The organism is Pseudomonas sp. WT-JTC, from assembly GCF_056711565.1.
The window spans coordinates 6122057-6137596 of the sequence record NZ_CM160042.1 but is presented as its reverse complement, the minus strand read 5'-3'; the positions used below and the strand labels follow the sequence as shown (position 1 = coordinate 6137596).

Here is a 15540-nt window from a genome sequence, read left to right as displayed (position 1 = left end):
GGATGTCTGAATGAAGATTTCACGCGGTTTTGTCCTGGCATCGCTCTTGACCCTGGTGGTCAGCCCGGCCTTTGCCCAGTTCAACCTGAGCGATGCGGCCAATGCCATTTCCGGCATGAAGGGCGGCAATGCCGCGACCGATACCGCGCCGACCCCGGAAGCGGCGGACCTGCTGGGCGCGCTCACTGAATTGAACATCACCCCTCAGCAAGCCCTTGGCGGCGCCGGGGCGATGCTGGGGCTGGCGAAGAACCAGTTGAGTTCGACCGACTACTCGGAACTGGCCAAAAGCGTGCCGGGTATCGACATGCTGTCCGGCGGTGGCGAGCTGGGTGCGCTTGCCGGACTGCTCGGCTCCACCGGCAAGGCCGCAGGCCTGGATAACGCCTTGGGCAACGTCAAGAACACCAATGACCTGAACAATGCCTTTAGCGCCTTGGGCATGGACAGCGGCATGATCGGGCTGTTTACCCCGGTGCTCCTGCAATACCTCGGTCAGCAGGGCGTTGGCGGTTCGCTGCTGAGCAATCTGGGCAGCATCTGGGGCCCGGGCATCGGCACCGGTAGCTGATTCAGCGGCGCTCGGTGCGCAAGGCGTCGATGTGCCGGTCCTTTTCGATCCAGAGCTGGTTGACCCAGTTCTGGGTTTTTTCGCGAAACAACGGATCGTTTTCGTAGTCGCCCTGCCACAGCGCGGGGTCGAGTTCGCGGGTCTGGATATCGATGATGACCCTTGGCACATTGCCGCTGATCAAGTCCCAGAACCCCGGAATGTTCTGCTGCGGGTAAACCACCGTCACATCGAGGATCGCGTCCAGCTGTTCACCCATCGCCGCCAGCACAAAGGCCACTCCGCCGGCCTTGGGCTTGAGCAGATGATTGAACGGTGACTGTTGCTGGGCACGTTTCGCCGCCGTGAAGCGGGTGCCTTCGAGGTAGTTGACCACCGTCACCGGTTGGCGCTTGAACAGTTCACAGGCCTGTTTGGTGATCTCCAGATCCTTGCCCGCCAGTTCCGGGTGTCTGGCCAGAAACGCCTTGCTGTAGCGCTTCATGAACGGATAATCCAGCGCCCACCACGCCAGGCCCAGGAACGGCACCCAGATCAGCTCTTTCTTGAGGAAGAACTTGAAGAACGGCGTACGCCGGTTTAGCGTCTGGATCAGCGCCGGGATGTCGACCCAGGATTGATGGTTGCTGATCACCAGGTACGAGGTGTCACGGCGCAGATCGTCACCGCCGCGGATGTCCCATCGGGTGGGGATACACAGGCGGAAGATCAGCTTGTCGATCTCGGACCAGGTCTCGGCAATCCACATCACCGACCATGAAGCGTAATCGCGAAAGCGGCCAGGCAGGACCAGCTTGAGCAGGGCAAACACCATCAGCGGTCCGATCAGCACCAGGGTGTTGAGCAGAAGCAGCAGGGTCACGAAACAGCCGGTGAGCAGGCGGCGCATAAGTCACTCGTGGAAGCGGTTGGGCGCGCAATGATAAGCAGCTTCGGGCGACAGGCCAAATCGGTGGTGACGAATGTTTCACCTTTGGGCCGGTAACCTTGTGGGAACGATCAAGCGAACGGCGGTCTAAATTCCCGCTGTTCACTCTCATGGAAGCCCATCACGTGAAATCCCTCCTTGCAGTGCTCTCCCTCATCGCCCTGCCGGTCATGGCCGCTGAACCCACCCTCTATGGGCGTTACGAATACATTGCCCTGCCGGAAATCGGCGGGCAGGTCCTCAAGGCGAAAATGGACACCGGCGCCCTGACCGCGTCGCTGTCGGCCAAGGACATCGAAACCTTCAAGCGTGACGGTGAGGACTGGGTGCGTTTCCGCCTTGGCACCAAGGATGCGAACAACCAGGTCTACGAACACAAGATCGCGCGCATCAGCAAGATCAAGACCCGCTTCGAAGAGGAGGATGACGAGGCGGCAGCACCCACCAAGCGGCCGGTGGTTGATCTAGAATTGTGCCTGGGCAACGTCAAGCGCACGGTCGAGGTCAACCTCACCGATCGCAGCAGCTTCAACTATCCATTGTTGATCGGCGCCAAGGCCTTGCGTGAGTTTGGGGCGGCGGTGAACCCGGCTCGGCGGTTTACGGCCGACAAGCCGGATTGCTGATCTTTTGAAGGCTTAAATCTTCGGCATCGTCGCAATCATCGAAGGTCGCTGACTCACCTCGAAATACCACTGCGCGAGTTGCGGATTCGCCGTACGCCAATCCAGATCCGGGTGGCGCAGATCCAGGTAACCCAGTGCACAGGCTACGCTGATCGCAGCCACGTCGAAATGGCAGGTCAGCTCGGCAATCGCGTCTTTTTCCAGCAGCGCCAAGGCACGGCGGATTTTGTCGCGCTGGCCGTCGAGCCATTCGTCCCAGTGTTTCTCCGGGGCGCGCAGGGCGACTTCGTAGCGCACCAGCACGGCTGCGTCCATGATTCCGTCGGCCAGCGAAGCGAGGGTCAGGCGCCGCCAGCGGGCCGAGCCTTCGCGGGGGATCAGCGGATTGCCGACGTGCTGCTGATCGAGGTAGTCGAGGATGACCCGGCTGTCGTGGATGACATTGCCATCGGCCAGGCGCAGCGCCGGGATTTTACTCAGGGGGTTGTCGTCGATCAGGGTCAGGTCCGGGCTGACAGGGGTGAGTACGCTGTTTTGCAACGCCACGCGGTTCTGTTGACCGGTTTCGTGCAACAGCACCATGACTTTGCGAACGAAGGGAGAGAGCGGGTTGTGGTACAGGGTCATGCTCGGGGCGGACATGGCAACGTCTCGATCGGTGGCAGTGTCGGGCAGCATAGCGCGTTGTGGCGGGAGCTCAATATCCCTTGTAGGAGCGAGCTCGCTCGCGATGCACCCGAGAACACCTCGGGGTATCAGTCTTCCAACATCATCGTTGACGACCATCGCGAGCAAGCTCGCTCCTACAGGGTGGCAGGAGGCCCCGCAGGGCAACAGCGGCGGGGATGCCCAAGCCGAGCCAGCTCAGCGAATCCCACACACCATCCCCGAGCAACGCGGCAAACAACCCTGCCGCGCTGAACAGGGCGATGACGATTGGGGTGCTGAACACTTTCCAGAAGTTCGACTGCCGGGGCTTCATGCCACGCTCTCCGCTTTTTCCAGCACAGGCCGGGCAGCCTTGCGCCGCACTACCCACAGGTACACCCCGCTGCCGAGCACGATGATGGTCAGCACATCCAGGGTCGCCCAGAGGATTTTCATCGGCATGCCGCCGTAGTCACCGAAGTGCAGTGGCTGCGACATGCCCATGACGTCCATGTACCACGGTCGTTCGGCCACGGCGGTGACTTGCAGGGTGCTGGCGTCGATCAGTACGGGTGTCAGCAGGTGTGAAGTCAGGTGCGTGCTGCCTTTCATGAACACCGCGTAATGGTGCTCGCTGGAAAACCGCGTGCCGGGGAAGGCGATGAAGTCCGCCTGCATGCCCGGCGCAACCTCCTCGGCGATGTCGAGCAGACGGGTGGCCGGTGCCAATTGCGTCAGGGGTGGCGCATCGCGGTATGGCGCGACCATCGCGCTCAGGCTGTCGTTGCGCCACGCGGCAATGATCAGGTCGGCGCTGGCACTGACCACACCCGTCACGCCGACCACCAGTGCCCAGGTCAATGTCACCACACCGATCAGGTTATGCAGGTCGAGCCAGCGCAGGCGCGTGGATTTGTCCTGGCGCACGGTGGCGAACTTCAAGCGACGCATGAACGGCAGGTACAGCACCGTGCCGGAAACGATCGCAACAACGAATAGAACCCCCATGAGCGCCAGCAGCAACTTGCCCGACAAGCCGGCGAACATGTCCACGTGCAGACGCAGCATGGTCAGCATGAAGCCGCCGTTGGCCGATGGCGTTTCCAGCGCTTCGCCGGTACGGGCATCGAGCATGAAGGTATGGGACGAGTTCGGCTCGGTGCCGGCGGTCGCGGCCATGATCGTCAGCACCGCGTTGGGCTCATCGTCCTCGAAGCCGAAGTACTGCATGACTTCACCGGGGCGATGTCTCTCGGCCGCCTCTGCCAGTTGCTGCAAATTCAGGTGTGGGGTGTCCGCCGGCATTGCCTTCACTTCGGGTGCATTGCCCAGCAAGTGGTCGATCTCGTGGTGAAAGATCAACGGCAGGCCGGTCAGCGCCAGCAGCAACAGGAACACCGTACAAACCAGGCTGGTCCAGGTATGGACAGCGGACCAGCGGCGAATTGTTTTACTTTTCATTTCATGGCCTTCAGAAAAACCAAAGCCGTCCACGAAGGACGGCCTGGTCGTTGGGCGTGTCAGCTCAAGGCGTTACCACTTGTAGTCGACGCTGGCCATTACGTTGCGACGATCGCCGTAATAGCAGTAGAAACCATCACAGGTCGAAATGTATTCCTTGTCGAATACGTTATTGGCATTGACCGCAACGCTGACGCCCTTGAGCGAGCTGTTCAGGCGACCCAGGTCGTAGTGGACGGCAGCATCGTAGACGGTATAGGAGTCGGAGTGGCCGTCTGATTTATCGCGTACGAACTCCATGCTGCCGATAGCGATGTTGTCGGTTTCTCCGACGTAGCGCACGCCGAAACCAAGTCCGAAACCATCGAGAACCCCGGTATGCCAGGTGTAGTCAGCCCAGGCTGAAGCCTGATTTTCCGGAGTCAATGGCAGAGGACGGTTTTGGTCCAGTGGACTGGTGACTTTGGTCATCTTGGTGTTGGCGTAGGTATACGCGGCAGTCAATTTCAAGTTCTCGTTGACGTTGCCAATTGCTTCCAGCTCGAAGCCACGCACTTTGGCTTCACCCAGTGGACGCGATACGCCGAGAGTGTCATTGAGCACGATGTCTTTGCGGGTCAGGTCATAGGCAGCTGCTGTAAATAGCATATCGCTGCCTGGAGGCTGGTACTTGATACCCACTTCGTATTGCTTGCCAGTGCCAGGGCGGAACGCCTCACCATTGGCGCCACCGGGTTCGGCTTGAAATGACTCGGCGTAGGAGATGTAAGGTGTGAAACCGGAGTCGAAGACATAGCTAAGGGCCGCGTTGCCGGTGAAGGCCGTGTCGTCGCGGGTGTCCTTGGCATTGTTCATGTTGTAGAAAGTCGTATCGGTGTGCAGCCAGTCCTGGCGGCCGCCCAAAGTCAGGCGCCAGTTGTCGAGGGCTATCTGGTCCTGAATGTACAGGCCTGTGTCATGGGTTTTCTGGTTGTAATCATTGAACGCGGTATAGCTGACGTTACTGAAGTCCTGGCCGTAAATCGGAGTGTTGATATTGCTGGGCGGCGCGCTGCCGAACAGCCATTTGTAATTGGTATTCACACGTTGGTGGTCAAGGCCCAGCAGCAGTGTGTGCCTGATTGAGCCGGTGTCGAAGTCTGCCTGGAAATTGTTATCCACGGCGAACTGGCTGATGTCTTCGTTGACGATGTTGGCACCTCGGGCCACCGTGCCATCGTCACTGACCGAACCGTTAAAACCGCCAGCGGTTATGCCTTGGAAGGACAGGTCGCTCTTGGTGTAGCGCAGGTTTTGACGGAACTGCCAAACGTCGTTCATCTGGTGCTCAAATGCATAACCCAGCGCGTAATAGGTTTTGTCGTAGAACTCCCAGTTCGGATCACCGAGGTTCTCGTGGAATTTCACCTCGCCAGCAGGCGTTGAAAGTTTGGTGCCTTGTACTGGAAGGAACTGGCTGGTGTTGCTGGTATCGTCACGATTGAACTGGCTGAGCAAGGTCAATTTCGTGTCCGGGTCAATATTCCAGGTCAGGCTGGGCGCGATGTTGTAACGCTTGTCTTCGTTGTGATCGATGGTGGTGTTGCTATCACGCACCACACCGCTGACGCGGTATAAAAATCGCCCTTCATCGTCAATTGGACCGGTGCTATCGAAACTGATCTGCTTGCGCTGATAGCTGCCAATCTGCAATTGCACTTCGTTGCTTGCAAACTCCTCAGGGCGGCGGCTGACCATGTCGATCAATCCACCGGGAGGTGTCTGGCCGTAAACTGAAGACGCAGGGCCTCGCAGCAAGGCTACGCGCTCCAGATCCCAGGTTTCAATCTTCGGCATGGCGTAAGTGCCCTTTGGCAGCGGCAAGCCATCGAGGAACTGGGTGGGTTCAAATCCGCGCACTTTTAGCCATTCGGCACGGCTATCGCTGCCATAGCTGCTGGCCACAACCCCGGGCATGTAACGCACAGCGTCATCCAGGTTCTGTACTGCGCGGTCCTGCATCTGCTCACGAGTGGCAACAGAGATCGAGCGCGGAACTTCGGCGAGCGTCGTATCGGTTTTGGTCCCGGCTGCTGTGCGATTGGCGAGATAGCCTTGCACGGGGCCCCAAGCACTTTCATCGTCACCGTTCTGTCCGGTAATGCTTGTGACCGGCAAATCAAGGGTGCCTTCCGGTACCGCCACCAGGCTGTAGGTGCCTGCACTGCTCTGCTCCAGTTGCAGGCCGGTACCACGCAGGGCTTCACGCAGGGCGCCGGCTGCGTCGAACTGGCCTTTGACTGGCGCCGAGGTTTTGCCCACAGCCAGGGATGGGTTCAACGCCAGGGCCAAGCCGGCCTGGCTGGCGATCTGGTTCAGGGTGTTGGCCAACGGAGCGGACGGCAAGTTGTAGGCGCGAACGCTGGAAGCCTGTTCAGCGGCGAACAGTGGGCTGCTGGCCAAAGGGGCGCACAAGGCAATGGCGAGCGCCAGCAAACCGGGGCGCAACAGGGTGTCTAGCGAACGGGGCATACGGCGGCTCCTGAATGGAAATATTTCTCAATTGCCTGTGTGCCGAGCGAGAATTGAAAAGTGATAGGGATGGATAAAAATAATTTCGATTCAGTCTTTGGCTTTTGTAGGCGCTGGCTTGCCAGCGATGCGCTCACAAGCACCGCGTAGATCCAGTGAGCGGCGTGGATGCCTGTTCAGGGTTTGTTGCCGGCCTTGGCCACGACCTTCACCCACCATTGCGTGTGCTGTTCGATCTGCACCGGCAGGGTTGGCAGCAGGGCATTGAGCGCCAGGTCGGTATCGCGCAGCGGGAAACTGCCGGTGATGCGCAGGTCGGCTACCTCCGGCGCGACGCCGACGTAACCGTTTCGATAGCGGCCGATTTCATGCACCAGATCTTCCAGCCGCGTGTTGTCTACCACCAGCATGCCGCGGGTCCAGGCATCCGCGCCGAGGTTGACGGCCAGAACCGGGCCCAGGCCGTTGTTGCGGATCAGCACCTGCTGGCCTTCGCGCAGGATCTGTTCGTCCGGATTGGACTCCGGATGAACCGCCACGGCCGACTGCAACACGCTCAGGCGTGTGCCTTCTTCTTCGCGCTTGACCAGAAACCGGGTACCCAGCGCACGCATACTGCCTTCGCGGGTTTCGACGATGAACGGCCGGGGATCGCCATGACCGGTTTCCACCAGGATTTCGCCTTCCTGAAGCACGATGCGTCGCTGCCTTTCATCGAAGCGCACATCCAGGGCACTGTGGGTGTTGAGATTGATCAGCGTGCCATCAGCCAGGCGCAAGGTGCGCTGCTCGCCAACGGCGGTGCTCTGGTCGGCCAGCCAATAGTCGATCGGCAGGTAACGTGGCCCGGTGAACAGCGCCAGGCCGATCACCGCAACGATACCGGCCACACCACTGCCAAGTTTGCGCACCCGTCGACGAATGCCTTCGCGCGATTGCAGCAGGGCCGTGCGAGCCGGGCCGCTGGCCACGCTGAAACGCTGGTCGAGCATGCCCAGTTGGCGCCAGGCGCGGGCGTGTTCTTCGTGGGCCGCGTGCCACCTGGCGAACTCTTCGCGCTCCACCGGGTTGGCGGAATCCATGGACAATTGCCAGGCAATCGCCGCGTCGAGCACCTTGGCCGATACCGGTTTGGAACCGAGCGGATTCATGTCGGCTCACCATATAGCGCGATGTAGCACTGGCGAATACCCTGGGCCAGGTACTGGCGCACCCGCGGCACCGACACGCCGAGACGCTCGGCGATTTCCGCGTGGCCGAGGCCGTCGAGACGGTTGTAGAGGAACGCCGCCCGGGCCTTGCTGGAGAGCTTGCCGAGCAATCGATCGATGTTTTTCAGGTCTTCGAGGATCATTTGCTGTTCTTCCGCCGACGGTTGTTCGGCTTCGGGAACCAGCATCAACTCAGTGAGGTAAGCCTGCTCCAGCGCGGCACGCCGGAAATAATCGAACAGCAGGCCCTTGGCAATCGCCACCAGGAATGCCCGGGGCTCGCGCGGGGCCTTCAGTTCTTCGCGGCCCAGCAAGCGCACGAACGTGTCCTGGCTCAGGTCTTCGGCGCGTTGTGGGCAGGCGACGTTGCGTCGAAGCCAGGCCAATAGCCAACCGCGATGGTCGCGATATAACGCACCGACGAGCTCACTTTGAGGGCTTGGGACTGACGACACGCCGCATTACCGATTGGGAAATATTAACTAACGAGAACTGTTCGCGATTGTGGCAGAGGCAGGGGAGGTAAGCAATTGGCGTTGGTCGGGTGGGAGTTTAGCGACGGCCCCTGTAGGAGCGAGCTTGCTCGCGATGGACGCGAACGGTGACGCGTGCTGTCTGGAAAAATGCGTCGCCTTCAAATTCATCGCGAGCAAGCTCGCTCCTACAGGGGGGGGCCTGAAGGTCAGAAGGAGGGCGCCTGCTGCCGGCGCTTCCACTGACTTAACCGCTGCTGCAAATTCAACGGGCTATGAATCTGCTGCTGCCGCGCGCGGCTGAACAGAATCAGCGCCAGTTCAGCGGTGGCCAGGGCGTCGGCGCTGGCGTGGTGGCGCTCGAAGACTTCAAGCTTGAACCAGTCGATCCAATCGTCCAGCCCCGCCTCGCGAATGTGTGCCTGGGGGCACAGCAGGGGTGCAATGTCCGCCACGTCCAGAAACGGATGCTGCAACTTGAAACCCAGATGATCTTTCAGCGCACGGCCGAGCATGTGCTGGTCAAACGGCGCGTGGAAGGCCAGCACCGGACTGTCACCGAGGTACTCCATCAGGTCGAGCAGCGCTTCTGCCGGGTCGCTGCCTGCCGCAATGGCGCTGGGGCCAATACCGTGGATCAGCACGCTGGGGCCGAGTTTTACTTGCGGGTATTGCAGGGTGCGCTCGAACTGCTGGCGAAAGTCGATGGCCCCGTCCTCGATCACCACCGCGCCGATGGACAACACGTGGTCCTTGTTCAGGTTCAACCCGGTGGTTTCCAGATCGAGCACCACCCAGCGCTGCTCGCGCAGACTGCACTGCGCTAGGTCGGCAGCAGTCGGCAAGCGTTCCAGCCGATGTTGCAGATGGGCAGGCAAGGTGGGTGGCGTCGGGCGCAACCAGGAAAACAGACTCATAGCTGATACCGCAAGGTCAGGCTGCTTTGCAGGCGTTGTGCCTGGCGCAGGGACTCACGCAGGATGCGTCGGTCCAGATGGTTGAGGCTGTCGGGATCGACCCGGTTCGAGTAGGGAAAATTCTCTCGGGTCTGTAGTTGATGTTGCTGCATGCGGGTTTGCTGGATGAAGTGATAGGCCTCTTCGTACGCGGCACCGTCCAGGGGGTCGATGACTTCCCTGGCGACCAACTGGCGAAAACGCTCCAGTGTGTTGTTCGCTTCGATACCGTGAGCCAGGGCCAGCAGCCGGGCACCGTCGACAAAGGGTGCCAAGCCCTGAATCTTCAGGTCCAGGCTGGCCTTTTCGCCATTTTTGCGTGTCAGCACGAACTCGCGGAAACGCCCTACGGGCGGGCGATTGCGCAGCGCATTTTCGGCCATCATGCGCTGGAACAAGCGGTTGTCACCGACCTGATCGAGAATGCCCCGACGCAACTGCTCGCAGCTTTGTTCGCTGCCCCAGACCACGCGCAAATCGAAATAGATGCTCGAACCCAGCAGGTTCTCCGGGGTTGCCTCGCGGATAAACGCCGCAAAGCGTCGCGCCCACTCGGCCCGGGACAGGCACAGCTCCGGGTTGCCGGCCATGATATTGCCCTTGCACAAGGTGAAGCCGCACAGCGCCAGGCTCTGGTTGATCTGCTGGGCAATGGGCAACAGCTTGCCGCGAATCTCGGCGGCATGGGCCGCATCCCTGGCTTCGAACAGAATGCCGTTGTCCTGATCGGTGTGCAGGGTCTGCTCGCGGCGGCCTTCACTGCCGAAACACAGCCAGCTGAACGGCACGCCGGGGTCGCCTTTTTCGGCGAGGGTCAGTTCGATCACCCGGCACACGGTGTGGTCGTTGAGCAAGGTGATGATGTGGGTGATCTGCGTCGAAGACGCGCCGTGGGCCAGCATCCGCTCGACCAACTGGCCGATTTCGCCCCGCAGCGCCACCAGGTTTTCCACTTTCTGTGCATTGCGGATAGTGCGGGCCAGGTGCACCAGGTCGACCCGTTGCAGGGAAAACAGATCGCGCTCGGAAACCACGCCGCACAAGCGTTGGTCTTTGACCAGGCAGACATGGGCGATGTGACGCTCGGTCATGGCAATCGCGGCGTCGAATGCACTGTGATCCGGCGACAGGAAAAACGGCGCCCGGGTCATGTGCCTTTCGATGGCTTCATTGAAATCACTGCTGCCATCGGCCACGGCCTGACGCAGGTCGCGCAGGGTGAAAATCCCCTGTGGCGCCTTGAGTTCATCGACCACCACGATGCTGCCGACCTGTTGTTCGTGCATCAGCGTCACGGCTTCGCGCAACGGCGTCTGCGGGGCGCATGTCACCGGGTGGCGCATGGCCAATTCGCCCAGTCGGGTATTGAGCGAATATTGGGTGCCGAGGGTTTCCACGGCTTTTTGCTGCACTTGCTGGTTGACCTGATCCAGCAGGCTACTGACGCAACGCAGGGCGAAGTTGCGGAAGGTGTCCGATAGCGAAAACAGGCGGATGAACGCCGGCTTGTTCAGTTGCAGGCAGAAGGTGTCCTCGCCGGCCAGGTGCTCGGTGCGGGTCGCCCGCTCACCCAGCAATGCCGCGAGTGGGAAACATTCGCCGGTGGTGATCTCGAAGACCGTCTCGGTGCCACCTTTTGCCGTATGCGGACGTTCGCCCACGACCCGGCCTTGCTTGACGATATAGAAGTGCTCGACCGGGCCGTCGGCGGGTTTGATGATGCTCTCGCCAGGGGCGTAGAAACGCAGCTGACATTGCTCGACCAGATACGCCAGGTGAGCGTGTTCCATCTGATTGAAGGGCGGGAAGCGCTGAAGGAATTGCAACGTGCCCTGGATGTTCTGCAACACCGCGGTTTTCCCTGCCTGTGTGAAGGCGTCCGCTTTACTCATAACCATTACCGCAGTCTTTTTTGAATTGTTGTTGTCGGATGACTCAACCATGGTCGGCCCCTACGGTCAGGGTGCCCATTGGACGTAAGTCTAGGTAGGCAATGAGTGTGACGGAATGTCAGAAAAACCTTACGCAATTGAGAGAAAAATCGCTCTATCCTGCTATAGGAAAAGTCTCCGACGAAGTGCAAATTGAAGGTCTCTTAGCGATGTCTCACCACTGTGCTAGGGAATTGAACTGAACATGTAGGGAACGCCATGTCCGACCACGATATTTTGAGTGACGCCGAGCGGGAAGCGCTCAGTGCCGTCATGCTGGAACCTGACTTGCCGCCGCAACGGGTGCTGATCGTCGACGATGATAAAGACGCCCGGGAGCTGTTGTCAGAGATCCTCGAGTTGCAGGGCGTTCGCTGCATGACTGCAGTCAGCGGCGAAGCGGCATTCAATATCCTGGTGGCTGAGGCAGAGATCAAAAAGCCCTCGATCGGTTTGATGATCACCGACCTGCGGATGGGCCATGTAGACGGGCTGGATCTGATCCGCCAGATACGTGAATCGGTTCGGGCGGCGTTGCCGATCATCATTGTCTCGGGAGACGCCGACGTGAAGGATGCAATCGCCGCGATGCATTTGAGCGTTGTGGACTTTCTGCTCAAGCCGATTGATGCCGAGCACCTGGTGGCACTGGTAAAGCACGAACTGGACATTAAATAACTGATTTTCTGTAATTATTAATTACAGGTTTTAGTTGTTTTTGTTAATTCAAATTGTAAATGAAGTTGTTCGTTTTATTTGCGAAAAAACTCCTCACAAATAGCTTGTATGTTCTTTCGGTGATTCAGTTATCGTGCGCTGCGTTGAAAGCCAATGCAGGCATTTATCTAATGTCGTCCGTGGTTTATGGGAACTGTCGTAGCGCTATAAAAGTTACCGATTTTACTCCCCCTGCTTTAGTGGTTTGAGCATGCCGGTGGTCGTCGTGTATTCAATCTGCGGTTAGTTCGTGCAGACAAAATACTGTCAAAGATCAGGTCATCGCTCTTCCCGGGTTGTGTGGGTGTGTATCGCAATGAGGACGATATGATAAAGAAAATGGAATTTCGCGATCTTGTACTTATTATCGGTGTGACAGTCATGTGGGGCAGCAATTTTACGGTAATTGATATCAGTCTTGACGGTATCGATCCGTTCATATTGACCGCGTTGCGCTTTACTTTCTGTGCGCTGCCGCTGGTGTTCTTCATCCCGAAACCGAAAGGTGTCAGTACGTTTGTAACTATTCTCTACGGTCTGTTGTTTGGTATCGGAATGTGTTGGCTGATGAACTATGGCATGTTTCTTGGCGTTAGTGCCGGCGTGACATCTTTGCTCTTGCAGTTCAGTGCTTTTTTCACGGTCATCTGGGGGGTGCTGCTGTTTGGCGAGAAAATGACGGGAATACAAGTGGCCGGCATTCTCATGGCGTTGCTGGGGCTGATGTTCATTATTCATGTAACAGACGGTTATGCCGAAAGTCTTGGACTTTTTCTGATACTCCTCGGCGCACTGTTCTGGAGTTTGTGCAATGTGCTGGTCAAGAAAAGCAAAGTGGTTGATATATTTTCCTTTGTCGTTTGGTCGAGTCTGTATGCAACACCTCCTCTATATCTGATGACTTACTGGGTCAAGGGAGCGGCCCCTTTCCAGGCGTTGCTAACAGACATGACTGCTCCGGTGCTGGTATCTGTCCTGTTCCAGGCCTATGTGGCGACGGTATTCGGGTATTGGGTGTGGAACCGAATGATTGAGAAGTATCCGGCGAGCCAGGTTGCACCGTTGTCAGTGATTGTTCCGATATCGGGTATCTTGACGTCGTGGTATGTACTCGACGAACCCATTGGTGGCGAAAAACTGTTTGCTCTCGTCATCACAGTCGTTGGAATTGCTTTGTTCATGAATGCATCGAAAATAGGCCATCACATCGCTGCCAGCGCGTTGCGTTACAGGAAGTAGCTCTACATTCTCAGGACGCAGAAACAAAAATCCCCCGGTTTTTCAACCGGGGGATTTTTGTAGAGAGAGCGGGCTTACAACCCGTTCTTCGCTTTGAACTCGCGACGACGACGGTGCAGGACCGGCTCGGTGTAGCCGTTCGGCTGTTTGGTGCCTTCGACCACCAGTTCGACCGCCGCCTGGAAGGCGATGTTGCTGTCGAAGTTCGGGGCCAGCGGGCGGTACAGCGCGTCGCCGGCGTTCTGACGGTCAACCACCGGCGCCATGCGCTTGAGGCTTTCCATGACCTGGTCTTCGGTGACGATGCCATGGCGCAGCCAGTTGGCGATGTGCTGGCTGGAAATACGCAGCGTTGCACGGTCTTCCATCAGGCCGACGTCGTTGATGTCCGGCACCTTCGAACAGCCGACGCCCTGGTCGATCCAGCGCACCACATAACCGAGAATGCCCTGGCTGTTGTTGTCCAGTTCGTTCTTGATCTGTTCGGCGGTCCACTGCGGGTTCACCGCCAGCGGGATGGTCAGGATGTCGTCCACCGAAGCATGCGCACGTTTGGCCAGTTCGGCCTGACGGGCGAACACGTCAACCTTGTGGTAATGCAGCGCGTGCAGCGCAGCGGCAGTTGGCGATGGTACCCAGGCGGTGTTGGCACCGGCCAGCGGGTGAGCGATTTTCTGTTCGAGCATCGCCGCCATCAGGTCAGGCATGGCCCACATGCCCTTACCGATCTGTGCGCGACCTTGCAGGCCGGTGCTCAGACCGATATCGACGTTGGAGTTCTCGTAGGCGCCGATCCATTTTTCCGCCTTCATGTCCGCCTTGCGCACCATGGCGCCTGCTTCCATGGAGGTGTGGATTTCATCGCCCGTGCGGTCGAGGAAACCGGTGTTGATGAACACCACGCGCTCGCTTGCCGCCTTGATGCAGGCCTTGAGGTTGATTGTGGTACGACGCTCCTCGTCCATGATCCCGACTTTGAGGGTATTGCGCGGCAGGCCCAGCACGTCTTCGATGCGACCGAACAGCTCGTTGGTGAACGCTGCTTCTTCAGGGCCGTGCATCTTCGGCTTCACGATATAGACCGAGCCGGTGCGGCTGTTCTTGCGCGAGCTGTTGCCGTTGAGGTTGTGGATCGCCGACAGGCAGGTCACCAGGCCGTCGAGAATGCCTTCCGGCACTTCATTGCCATCCTTGTCGAGGATCGCGTCGATGGTCATCAGGTGACCGACGTTACGCACGAACAGCAACGAACGACCGTGCAGGCTCAGTTCACTGCCATCGACAGCGGTGTAGGTGCGGTCGGCGTTCATGGTACGGGTAAAGGTCTGACCGCCCTTGGCGACGCTTTCGGACAGATCGCCCTTCATCAGGCCGAGCCAGTTGCGGTAGATCACCACCTTGTCATCAGCGTCGACGGCGGCAACCGAGTCTTCGCAGTCCATGATGGTGGTCAGCGCGGCTTCCATCAGGATGTCTTTGACACCGGCGGCGTCGGTCTGGCCGACCGGGGTGCTGGCGTCGACCTGGATTTCGAAATGCAGGCCGTTGTTTTTCAGCAGGATCGCGGTTGGTGCAGTGGCATCGCCCTGGAAGCCGATCAGTTGAGCGTCGTTGCGCAGGCCGGTGTTGCTGCCGCCTTTAAGGGCGACTACCAGTTTGCCATCAACGATCTTGTAGCCGATGGAGTCGACGTGGGAGCCGGCCGCCAATGGCGCCGAGTCGTCAAGGAAGGCGCGGGCGAAGGCGATGACCTTGTCACCGCGTACCTTGTTGTAGCCTTTGCCTTTTTCCGCGCCGCCAGCTTCGCTGATGGCGTCGGTGCCGTAGAGCGCGTCATACAGCGAACCCCAACGGGCGTTCGAGGCATTGAGCGCAAAGCGGGCATTCATCACCGGCACCACGAGTTGTGGGCCGGCCATGCGGGCGATTTCGTCATCGACGTTTTGCGTCGTCGCCTGGAAATCGGCCGCTTCTGGCAGCAGATAACCAATGTCTTGCAGGAAGGCTTTATAGGCCACGGCGTCGTGCGGTTGACCGGCACGCGCTTGGTGCCAGCCATCGATACGAGCCTGGAAATCATCGCGTTTGGCGAGTAGGGCTTTGTTCTTCGGCGCCAGGTCATGGATGACCTTGTCGGCACCGGCCCAGAACTTATCGGCGGTGAGGCCGGTACCGGGAATGGCTTCGTTGTTCACGAAGTCGAACAGGACTTTGGCGACCTGCAGGCCACCGACTTGAACGTGTTCAGTCATTGCTTGCCTCACTCTG

14 protein-coding genes are annotated in these 15540 nt (G+C 59.0%); 4 read left to right on the top strand and 10 right to left on the bottom strand.

Annotated elements, in window-relative coordinates; translation table 11 throughout:
• Positions 1 to 10 precede the first annotated feature (10 nt).
• On the top strand, positions 11 to 571 hold the full coding sequence (locus tag AC06G5_RS27930) for a DUF2780 domain-containing protein (RefSeq protein ID WP_413424816.1): 561 nt from the start codon (positions 11 to 13) through the stop codon (positions 569 to 571).
• Between the two features lies 1 nt (position 572).
• Here the strand turns inward: AC06G5_RS27930 and AC06G5_RS27925 are convergent, their stop codons facing one another.
• On the bottom strand, positions 573 to 1460 hold the full coding sequence (locus AC06G5_RS27925; protein ID WP_413703906.1) for an acyltransferase: 888 nt from the start codon (positions 1458 to 1460) through the stop codon (positions 573 to 575).
• A gap of 164 nt (positions 1461 to 1624) precedes the next feature.
• Between AC06G5_RS27925 and rloA2 the strand changes: the two genes are divergently transcribed.
• Positions 1625 to 2125 (top strand): retropepsin-like aspartic peptidase RloA2, encoded by a 501-nt coding sequence (rloA2, locus tag AC06G5_RS27920; RefSeq protein ID WP_413424813.1) that lies wholly within the window; start codon positions 1625 to 1627, stop codon positions 2123 to 2125.
• A 12-nt stretch (positions 2126 to 2137) separates the two neighbouring features.
• Here the strand turns inward: rloA2 and AC06G5_RS27915 are convergent, their stop codons facing one another.
• The 8 genes from AC06G5_RS27915 to AC06G5_RS27880 all read right to left on the bottom strand — a co-directional run bounded on the left by AC06G5_RS27915 (position 2138) and on the right by AC06G5_RS27880 (position 11283).
• Positions 2138 to 2767, bottom strand: a complete 630-nt coding sequence (locus AC06G5_RS27915; protein WP_413424811.1) for a glutathione S-transferase — start codon at positions 2765 to 2767, stop codon at positions 2138 to 2140.
• Between the two features lie 127 nt (positions 2768 to 2894).
• A complete protein-coding gene (locus AC06G5_RS27910; RefSeq protein ID WP_413424809.1) occupies positions 2895 to 3107 on the bottom strand; it encodes a hypothetical protein in 213 nt (70 codons plus the stop codon).
• The gene (locus tag AC06G5_RS27905) at positions 3104 to 4234 is read right to left on the bottom strand and encodes a PepSY-associated TM helix domain-containing protein (protein ID WP_480458613.1); all 1131 of its coding nucleotides are present in this window, start codon (positions 4232 to 4234) and stop codon (positions 3104 to 3106) included. Before AC06G5_RS27905 ends, AC06G5_RS27910 begins: the two co-directional genes overlap by 4 nt.
• A 72-nt stretch (positions 4235 to 4306) precedes the next feature.
• A complete protein-coding gene (locus tag AC06G5_RS27900; RefSeq protein WP_480458612.1) occupies positions 4307 to 6745 on the bottom strand; it encodes a TonB-dependent siderophore receptor in 2439 nt (812 codons plus the stop codon).
• Between the two features lie 176 nt (positions 6746 to 6921).
• Complete coding sequence (locus AC06G5_RS27895) at positions 6922 to 7896, bottom strand: FecR domain-containing protein (RefSeq protein ID WP_413703907.1); 975 nt, start codon at positions 7894 to 7896, stop codon at positions 6922 to 6924.
• Positions 7893 to 8411 carry an RNA polymerase sigma factor gene (locus AC06G5_RS27890; RefSeq protein ID WP_413424801.1) on the bottom strand — a complete coding sequence of 173 codons (519 nt, stop codon included), beginning with the start codon at positions 8409 to 8411 and terminating at the stop codon, positions 7893 to 7895. The genes AC06G5_RS27895 and AC06G5_RS27890 overlap by 4 nt, the downstream gene beginning before the upstream one ends.
• Before the next feature lie 227 nt (positions 8412 to 8638).
• The gene (locus AC06G5_RS27885) at positions 8639 to 9346 is read right to left on the bottom strand and encodes a 3'-5' exonuclease (RefSeq protein ID WP_413424799.1); all 708 of its coding nucleotides are present in this window, start codon (positions 9344 to 9346) and stop codon (positions 8639 to 8641) included.
• The gene (locus AC06G5_RS27880; protein WP_413424797.1) at positions 9343 to 11283 is read right to left on the bottom strand and encodes a putative nucleotidyltransferase substrate binding domain-containing protein; all 1941 of its coding nucleotides are present in this window, start codon (positions 11281 to 11283) and stop codon (positions 9343 to 9345) included. The genes AC06G5_RS27885 and AC06G5_RS27880 overlap by 4 nt, the downstream gene beginning before the upstream one ends.
• Positions 11284 to 11535: 252 nt before the next feature.
• Here AC06G5_RS27880 and AC06G5_RS27875 point away from each other — a divergent pair, with 252 nt between their 5' ends.
• Complete coding sequence (locus tag AC06G5_RS27875) at positions 11536 to 11994, top strand: response regulator (protein WP_413703908.1); 459 nt, start codon at positions 11536 to 11538, stop codon at positions 11992 to 11994.
• 366 nt (positions 11995 to 12360) lie between these two features.
• On the top strand, positions 12361 to 13272 hold the full coding sequence (locus AC06G5_RS27870) for an EamA family transporter (protein WP_480458611.1): 912 nt from the start codon (positions 12361 to 12363) through the stop codon (positions 13270 to 13272).
• A gap of 74 nt (positions 13273 to 13346) precedes the next feature.
• On the opposite strand, the gene AC06G5_RS27865 is transcribed toward AC06G5_RS27870, so the two are convergent.
• Positions 13347 to 15524 carry a malate synthase G gene (locus AC06G5_RS27865; RefSeq protein ID WP_413424791.1) on the bottom strand — a complete coding sequence of 726 codons (2178 nt, stop codon included), beginning with the start codon at positions 15522 to 15524 and terminating at the stop codon, positions 13347 to 13349.
• Positions 15525 to 15540: the final 16 nt, after the last annotated feature.

What these genes read in the sequence shown, in the direction of transcription:
- AC06G5_RS27865 (WP_413424791.1), bottom strand. Translation starts at nt 15,524, where the DNA reads ATGACTGAACACGTTCAAGTCGGTGGCCTGCAGGTCGCCAAAGTCCTG.
- AC06G5_RS27915 (WP_413424811.1), bottom strand. Translation starts at nt 2,767, where the DNA reads ATGTCCGCCCCGAGCATGACCCTGTACCACAACCCGCTCTCTCCCTTC.
- AC06G5_RS27885 (WP_413424799.1), bottom strand. Translation starts at nt 9,346, where the DNA reads ATGAGTCTGTTTTCCTGGTTGCGCCCGACGCCACCCACCTTGCCTGCC.
- AC06G5_RS27925 (WP_413703906.1), bottom strand. Translation starts at nt 1,460, where the DNA reads ATGCGCCGCCTGCTCACCGGCTGTTTCGTGACCCTGCTGCTTCTGCTC.
- AC06G5_RS27875 (WP_413703908.1), top strand. Translation starts at nt 11,536, where the DNA reads ATGTCCGACCACGATATTTTGAGTGACGCCGAGCGGGAAGCGCTCAGT.
- AC06G5_RS27880 (WP_413424797.1), bottom strand. Translation starts at nt 11,283, where the DNA reads ATGGTTATGAGTAAAGCGGACGCCTTCACACAGGCAGGGAAAACCGCG.
- AC06G5_RS27910 (WP_413424809.1), bottom strand. Translation starts at nt 3,107, where the DNA reads ATGAAGCCCCGGCAGTCGAACTTCTGGAAAGTGTTCAGCACCCCAATC.
- AC06G5_RS27895 (WP_413703907.1), bottom strand. Translation starts at nt 7,896, where the DNA reads ATGAATCCGCTCGGTTCCAAACCGGTATCGGCCAAGGTGCTCGACGCG.
- AC06G5_RS27905 (WP_480458613.1), bottom strand. Translation starts at nt 4,234, where the DNA reads ATGAAAAGTAAAACAATTCGCCGCTGGTCCGCTGTCCATACCTGGACC.
- AC06G5_RS27930 (WP_413424816.1), top strand. Translation starts at nt 11, where the DNA reads ATGAAGATTTCACGCGGTTTTGTCCTGGCATCGCTCTTGACCCTGGTG.
- AC06G5_RS27870 (WP_480458611.1), top strand. Translation starts at nt 12,361, where the DNA reads ATGATAAAGAAAATGGAATTTCGCGATCTTGTACTTATTATCGGTGTG.
- AC06G5_RS27900 (WP_480458612.1), bottom strand. Translation starts at nt 6,745, where the DNA reads ATGCCCCGTTCGCTAGACACCCTGTTGCGCCCCGGTTTGCTGGCGCTC.